Origin of the sequence: Acidovorax soli (assembly GCF_014207955.1) — a bacterium.
GTDB classification, from domain to species: Bacteria; Pseudomonadota; Gammaproteobacteria; order Burkholderiales; family Burkholderiaceae_C; genus Acidovorax; species Acidovorax soli_A.
In genome coordinates this window covers 1-7,973 of record NZ_JACHLK010000038.1, presented here as the reverse complement: position 1 = coordinate 7,973, position 7,973 = coordinate 1, and the positions used below count along the sequence as shown (strand labels likewise).

General features: G+C 66.4%; 3 protein-coding genes. All 3 read right to left on the bottom strand.

Annotated features, from left to right (window positions below; genetic code table 11):
* A partial coding sequence (locus tag HNP48_RS35760; RefSeq protein ID WP_221480469.1) for a DUF4347 domain-containing protein occupies positions 1-5,695 on the bottom strand: 5,695 nt, incomplete at its 3' end.
* Positions 5,696-6,291: 596 nt separating this feature from the next.
* The gene (locus HNP48_RS35005; protein WP_184866290.1) at positions 6,292-7,146 is read right to left on the bottom strand and encodes a sulfotransferase; all 855 of its coding nucleotides are present in this window, start codon (positions 7,144-7,146) and stop codon (positions 6,292-6,294) included.
* A 222-nt stretch (positions 7,147-7,368) separates the two neighbouring features.
* Positions 7,369-7,803: a hypothetical protein gene (locus HNP48_RS35000; RefSeq protein ID WP_184866288.1), complete on the bottom strand. Its 435-nt coding sequence runs from the start codon at positions 7,801-7,803 to the stop codon at positions 7,369-7,371.
* Positions 7,804-7,973 lie beyond the last annotated feature (170 nt).

Below are 7,973 nucleotides of genomic sequence, written 5' to 3'. Positions count from 1 at the left end.
CGGCCTTGCCCAGGAGGCCGGTACCGGTGACCACCAGCACCCCGGTGCCCACATCGTAGGTGGCGCTGGTGACGGTGGGCACGGCCACGTTGGAGACCGTGAGCGCATTGGTGGCGTCGGCCACCACCAGGGCGGCGTCCGCCCCGGCGGCCCAGTCCTCGGCGGCCGCCAGGTTGTAGGTGGTGGTGCTGGTGGAGCTGGTGCCGTTCTTGTTGAGCAACTGGTTCACCGCGGCGCGGTCAGTCGCGCCCAGCGTCAGCGTGAAGCCGGTGGCACTGGTGATCTCAGCGTTGGCGGTGGAGGCGGTCAGCGCGTAGGTGGATCCGCCCTCGCCAGTCAACGTGAACTTGGTGGCCAGGACATCATTGGCCGCGCCGGCCAGGGCACTGAAGCCCGTGCCCGTGACCGCCAGGGTGCCCGTGGCCGCGTCGTAGGTGGCACTGGTGATGGCGGGCAGCGGCACATTCGATACCGTGACTGCATTGGTCGCATCGGCAATGCTGGCGCCCGTGACCTCGCTGTTCCAGTCATCGGCGGCGGCCAGGTTGTAGGTGGTGCCGCCGGTGGAAGAGGTGCCGTTCTTGTTGAACAGCGCCTGCACCGCAGCGATGTCCGCGCCGGTGAGGGTCACGGTGAAGCTGGTGGCATCGATCACCTCCACATTGCCCGTGGTGGACAGGAGATGGGAGCCGCCCTCGCCGGTGATGGAGAGCTTGTTGACGGTGATGTCGTTGGTGGCGCCGATGGACTTGACCAGACCCGTGCCGGTGACCGCCAGGGTGTGGGTGGTGGCGTCGTAGGTGGCGCTGGTGATGGTGGGGGCGGTGACGTTGCTGACCGTGACAGCGTTGCCGGTGCTGTCGGCGCTGCTGGTGCGGCTGGCATTCCAACTGGCCAGGGCGCCCAGATTGAAGGTGGTGCCGTCCGCCGAGGCTGTGCCGTCCTTGTTCAGGATGCCATTGACCGCCAGCTTGTCGGTAGCGTTCAGCATGACGGTGAACGACGTGGCGGTGGTGGCCGTGGTGTTGGTGGTGGTCAGATCGTAGCTGCCGCCCTGGCCCGCGACGGAGAGCTTGGAGACAGCGATGGTGTCCCCGGCAACCATGTTCAGCGCCGAGACCGTGAGGGTGCCTGTGGCGGCATCGTAGGTGGCCGACTGGATGCTGGGGGCGGCGTTGCTCACCGTGATGCCATTGCCTGTGAGGTCTTCGATGTTGCCGCCGGTGATGGCGCTGTTCCAGTTGTCGGCGGCGGCGATGTTGTAGGTGGTGCCGCCTGCGGACGATGCGCCGTTCTTGTTGAGCAGGCTGTTGACGCCCCCGACGTCGGCGCCCGTGAGGGTGATGCTGAAGCTGGTGGCATCGATCACCTCCACATTGCCCGTGACGGACAGGGCATGGGAGCCGCCCTCGCCGCTGATGGTGAGCTTGTTGACGGTGATGTCGTTGGTGGCACCCACGGTCTTGACCAGGCCCGTGCCGGTGACTGTCAGGGTGCTTGTGGCGCCGTCGTAGGTGGCGCTGGTGATGGTGGGAGCGGTGACGGCGGAGACCGTCACGGCATTGCCGGTGGTGTCGGCGCCGCTGGCGCGGGTGGTGTTCCAGCTGGCGTCAGCGGCCAGGTTGAAGACCGTGGTGCCCGCAGCCGTGGTGCCGGCCTTGTTCAGGAGGCCATTGACGGTCAGCTTGTCGGTGGCGCCGAGCGTGACTGTGAAAGCGGTGGCACTGCTGGCGGTGACGTTGGCGGTGTCTGCGGTCAGTGCGAAGCTGACCCCGCCCTCGCCCAGCACGGACAGCTTGGTGACATCGATGGCGTCGTTCGTGGCGATGTTCAGCGCGGCGACGGTGAGCACGCCGGTGCTGGCGTCGTAGCTGGCGCTGGCAATGCCAGGTGCTGCATTGGAGACGTTGATGCCGTTGCCCGTGGTGTCGGCGATGTCGCCGCCGGTGATGGCGCTGTTCCAGTTGTCGGCGGCGGCGATGTTGTAGGTGGTGCCGCCTGCGGACGATGCGCCGTTCTTGTTGAGCAGGGCGTTGACCGCAGCGATGTCGGTGCCGGTGAGGGTCAGGGTGAAGCTGGTGGCCGAGGTGACCTCCACATCGGCCGTGGTGGACAGGGCATGGGAGCCGCCCTCGCCGCTGATGGTGAGCTTGTTGACCGTGATGTCGTTGGTGGCACCCACGGTCTTGACCAGGCCCGTGCCGGTGACTGTCAGGGTGCTTGTGGCGCCGTCGTAGGTGGCGCTGGTGATGGTAGGGGCGGTGACGTTGCTGACAGTGACCCCGTTGCCCGTGGTGTCCGCTGCCGCATTGACCGTGGAGTTCCAGCCCGTGGCACCGGCCAGGTTGAAGACCGTGGTGTCTGCGGCGGCGGTGCCGTTGTTGTTCAGGATGCCGTTGGCAGCCAGCCTGTCCGTGGCGCCGAGCGTGAGCGTGAAGGCGGTGGCGCTGGTGGCGGTGGTGTTGGCGGTGTCGGCGGTCAGCAGGTAGCTGCCGCCCTGGCCGGCGAGGGTCAGCTTGGTGGCATCGATGGCATCGCCCGCCTGCATGCCCGTGGCGGTGACGGACAGCACGCCCGTGGCGGCATCGTAGGTGGCCGAGGTGAGGGTGGGCGAGACCAGGTTGGAGACCGTGATGCCATTGCCCGTGAGATCGGCCACGACGACCGCCGCATCGGCACCGGCCGCCCAGTCTTCGCCTGCGACCAGGTTGTAGGTGGTGCCGCCCGAGGACTGCGTGCCGTTGGCGGTGACCAGGGTGCGCAAGCCGGCCTGGTCGGTGCCGGAGAGCACGACGGTGAATTGGGTGTCGGAGCTGATCTCCACGCCGCCCGTGGTCAGCGGGTACGTGGTGCCCCCCTGGCCGGTGATGCCCAGCTTGCTCACATCGATGTCATTGGTGGCGCCATTGAGCTTGAGGAAGCCCGTGCCGGTGACCACCAGGGTGCCGGTGCTGGCGTCGTAGGTGGCGTTGGTGATGGTGGGCACGGCCACGTTGGAGACCGTGATGCCATTGCCCGTGGTGTCGGCGACCACCACGGCGGCATCGGCACCGGCCGCCCAGTCTTCGGCGGCGGCCAGGTTGTAGGTGGTGTTGTCGGTGGAGCTGGTGCCGTTCTTGTTGGCGATCTGGTTGATGGCGGCCTTGTCGGCGGCGTTGAGGGTGACGGAGAAGGTGGTGCCGTCGGTGATCTCCACGTTGGCGCTGGTCAGCGGGCGGTTCAACCCGCCTTCGCCCGTGAAGCTCAGCTTGCTGACGTCGATGTCGTTGGTGGCGCCGTTGAGCTTGAGGAAGCCTGTGCCCGTGACCACCAGAGTGCCCGTGGCGGCGTTGTAGGTGGCGCTGGTGATGGTGGGTGCGGCAACGTTGGAGACCGTGATGCCGTTGCCAGTAAGGTCGGCGACAACCACGGCGGAATCGGCACCGGCGGCCCAGTCTTCCGCTGCTGCCAGGTTGTAGGTAGTGGCACCGGTGGAGATGGTGCCGTTCTTGTTGGCGATCTGGTTGACGGCGGCCTGGTCGGCGGCGTTGAGGGTGACCGTGAAGCTCGTGCCGTTGGCGATCTCCACGCTGGAGGTGGTTAGTGTGCGGATGGCCCCGCCTTCGCCCACGAAGGTCAGCTTGCTGACGTCGATGTCGTTGGTGGCGCCGTTGAGCTTGAGGAAGCCCGTGCCCGTGACCGCCAGTACGCCCGTGGATGCGTTGTAGGTGGCGCTGGTGACGGTGGGTGCGGCCACATTGCTGGCCGTGAGGGCATTGGTCGTATCGGCCGTGTTGCCGGCGGTCACATTGGTGTTCCAATCGTCCGCAGCCGCCAGGTTGAAGGCGGTGCCGCCGGTGGACGTGGTGCCGTTCTTGTTGATGAACTGGTGGATGGCGGCCTGGTCGGTGGCGTTGAGGGTGGCGCTGAATGCGGTGGCGCTGCTTGCGGTGACGTTGGTGCTGGTGAGGACGTGTGAGAGGCCGCCCTCGCCGCTGATGGTGATCTTGTTGAGGGCGATGGTGTCGCCGGTCGTCATGTGGGCGCCGGTGACCGAGAGGATGCCGGTGGCCGCGTCGTAGGTGGCGCTGGTGAGGGTGGGAGGCGGGACGTAGGCCAGATTCTGCGTGCCTCCGCCAGTTGTTGTGATTGCCGATACACCGGCGCCATTGGTACCGTTCGAACTCCCTCCAGCTGCCAATCCACCGTCTCCGCCACCACCTGCGTTGCCAGTGGCCAAAGTCGCATTTGTGCCTGAGTCCAAAAGAACGGTGCCACCTGCATTCCAGATTCCGCCAATGCCAGCGCCGCCAGCGCCGCCGTTGCCCTCGCCAGTAAGGCCGCCGCCGCCACCACCACCACCTGCACCAGAGTTGTTGGTAATGGAGCTGCCCAAAATGGTCAAAGTGCCGGTGTTGTAAATGCCGCCGGCAGCGCTTCCACCTTTTCCTCCCGCAGCGCTGATGCCTGTACCGCCGCCGCCACCGCCAATGCTGATGGCCCCCGCGGCTGTCCCACCCACACCACCGGCGGTGTAGTACCCACCACCATCGACTCCCCCAGCACCTCCAGCGGTGGATCCACCTTGTCCACCATAGGAACCAAAGCCTGCGCCTGCGCCCCCTGCACCCAGGGTGCCTGCGTTTCCAGGAAGCACAACTCCAGGGGTCGCACTAACAAAATTGTTGCCGCCGTCTCCACCGTTGGCGATAGCGGCCACGCCACCACCGCCACCACCCGCGCCACCGCCGCCGGCCTTTCCGTCGTTGTGCCCCCCACCCCCCCCACCACCGGCTGCCCTATTGTTTGTGACAGTGCTGTTGGTGATCGTCAGGCTTCCCGCGTTGCTGATGCCTGCCCCCAAAGCGTCTTCGCCTGCAAGTCCCGGGCCGTCGCCCGCAGTATTTCCCCCTTTGCCTGTAATGAAGCCGTGTGTGATGCTCAAGCCATCGAGGACAACCGTACCCGCCGTGACACTGATTACACGACTGGTGTAGTTCGCATCGACCACCACATCGGGTGTTCCGTTGTTGTCCAGATCGCCATCAATGGTGAGATTTTTGTTGATGACCAGTTGGCCGCTGCTCAACGTGACGGTGGTGACGCCGCCAGCAAAGGTGATGGTGTCGCCTGTGGTGGCCGATGCGATGGCCTGGCGCAGAGAGCCCGCGCCCGCGTCGGCACCAGTGGTCACGGTGATGGTGGCCAGCGCGTGGTCGTAGGCGGCCTCCGATACCGTGGTCGCCATTACCTGGCCTGTGGTGACTTCCAGATCCCAATCCCCGCCCGCGCCCGTGCGGTCGTCACTGGCTGCCACGTCGGCCCCCGTGAGCTCCGCCAGCGTCGAGACGAACTGCGCGCCGGCCTCGCCCTGCGCCAGGTTGCAGGCATACACCAGCAGGTCGCCATCGGCCGTGATGCCGCGCCCGATGGCGGCCAGTGCATCGCCGTGCCCGGCCAGGTTGCCGGCATCCAGGAACGTGGTACCCAGCCACAACTGCCCTTCGCTGCCATGGGCCAGCACATGCACGGCATCCACGTCACCCCGTTCGCCCAAGGCGGCGGCCATCTGGGCCAGGCCGTCTTCGCCGGCCTTCAGTACCACCACCTCGGCACCAGGCGGGAAGCCCTTGAGCAGGGTGGCCGCGTCCTGCACGCGGCTGTCGACAAAGATGATCTCTCGGGCGGCCGTGCCGTCGGTCTGGAGGGTGGTCATGGTGTTGATTCAGTGGATGTTGTGGAGAGGGGGGGTCCGCCAACCGGGGCCGGGTGCGTCGTGGCGGACCAGGCATTCAGCAGGTGCCGGGCCGGTGCTGCAGGTGGTGGGAATGCCGGCGGTCTAGGAGGGGGTGAACGCCAGCGCAGCATGGGCAAGGCAGGCGACGCACCCTATGGCGCCAGGACCCCTGGTGGGGCAGCGGTAGCAGATGTGCTGATCAAGTGGATGGTTCACGTTCATTTCATGCGGGGCAGGTCTTCTGCCCAGGATCCCCAAGTTGGGGCGACGTTTGAAAGTATGTGAAAGACCCGTGAGGGTCAACAAAAAATCTGCACGATGCTTGCTCGTAACATATTGATTCATTTGAAGAATCGCCACAGCCGGATGGGCTCTGGTGGCCATGGTGCGATGTGCTTCCCGGATTGCCATGGCTGGCGCTTGCACGGGGCCAGCTGGCAAAGGCGAGCATGGCGCGGGGTGCATCGTTGGCGGGGATCAAGCAGGGCGGGGACTGGTCCCGATGCGCTGGGCGCGCGTCCGCATCACCTGTTTGGCGGGCCCGCGAGCGGCGGGCCGAGACAGCCACGCAGGTTCTAAGGGGCGCTGGCCGCCTTCGCCGTGACCACGTTGGCCCGGCTGCCTGCCTGGTCCTGCCAGAACGACAGCTGGCTGTACTGCTCGAACAGGTCGGGCGGCAAGATGGTTTCGCGCCGCTCCAGGCCCACCTGCGGGCGCACCTTGTGCAGGCCGTGCAGGCCCAGGGCTTCGTCGAAATCAGGGGCGTCGTAGTGCACCTTGCCGAAGTCGTGCGGGAATGCCGGCTCGCCCAGGAACTGGTAGACCAGGGGCAGCACCTTGTCGGGTGCCTGGGCCAACAGGTCGTAGTCCACCAGCAGCAGCGACGCGGCATGCTCGCCGTAGAAGGCCTCCTTGAGTGCCGTCCAGGGATAGCCCACCATGCGGTTGCGCTGGGCCAGCGTATCCACGCGGCTGTAGACGGTGTTGCGCTCGGTGTCGTCGTTGAACAGGCGCGTGATCTCGAACGGGTTGGAGCGGTAGCGCCGCTCGATGCTGTCCATGACCCAGGCCACGTTGCGCACGCAGGCGATCAGCTTGGCACCGGGGAACATCTCCATGAGGGCGGGCATCTGCGCGCTCCACATGCGATTGGTGTCGAAGATGACTTCCTTGCCAGCCTGCACCTGGTCGGCGTAGTAGCCATCGAACAGGCCGCGTGCCAGGCGGTGGCGCTGCGCCTTGGTGACCACGGGGCCGAACTCGCTGCCCGCACCGAGCTGGTTGAGCATGCCGCGAAACAGCGTACCCACCGGGCTGGTCATGCCCGCATGAAAGCGCGGGTTCTGCAGCAGCAGCGCCGACAGCAGGGTGGAGCCCGAGCGGGGCAGGCCGGTGATGAAGTGGTAGCGGGGCGAGGAGGGCGGCGTCATCGTGAAGAAAGTAGCCAGGCGCAGGGGCATCCGGAAAGGGATGCCACCCTGCAGAAGATGCGCTCATTGCCGTGGTCAAGCAGCAGCGCGGACAGATTATTGCCAGAAAGTAGTTTCTTTTGCGCAGATGAATTACCGCCGCTGGCGCGGCGAGGGCGTGCGGCGACGAAGGTGGCACGCGGCACTCGGGCGGGATCGGCTGCTGCACAGAGGGCCTGTTGGCTACCGCTGCTGCAGCGCCTGGTCCGGATGCTGGCGGTACAGGGCAAAGAATTCGCTGAGGGAAGCCGCCACCCGCACGGGCGGGCTGTCCGGGTGCAAGGGGTCGGCAAAGACTTCCGACTGGCCGCTGGCGGTGGTGCGCAGCCGAAAGACATGGCTGTGGGTGAGGAAGTCGGCAAACTGCACCCCCCATTCGGAGGGCGGGCCCTGGTTGGCGCGGCTGACTTCCTTGAGCGACCACAGCCGCCAGAACGCGCCGTCCATCGTCGCCATGCCGCCCAGGGTGGTGTAGAGGGTGAGCACCTCGGCGGTGGCGGGCTGGCCCAGCCGGGCAAACAGGGCTTCGATCTGCGCGGGCTCTTCGGGCGGCAGCATGTCAGCCCCGTCAATGCGCCAGCGGGGCAGAAGGGCGCGGAGATCGGCAGACAAATCCATGGTGGAATTGTCTGCCGGGATCGTGACGCCCGCAAGAATTCCGTGGGCCTGCCTTGTCAGGCGAACTCCAAGCCCTTGGCCACCAGCCCCACCAGATCGATGCGGGTTGCGTTGAGATCCAGGTTGGCCGCCATGACCACCAGCTCGGCCGCACTGGTGCCCCCGGCCAT

Bases quoted from the DNA above. Each gene is read 5' to 3' on its own strand.
- HNP48_RS35005 (WP_184866290.1), bottom strand. From the start codon at position 7,146: ATGACGCCGCCCTCCTCGCCCCGCTACCACTTCATCACCGGCCTGCCC.
- HNP48_RS35000 (WP_184866288.1), bottom strand. From the start codon at position 7,803: ATGGATTTGTCTGCCGATCTCCGCGCCCTTCTGCCCCGCTGGCGCATT.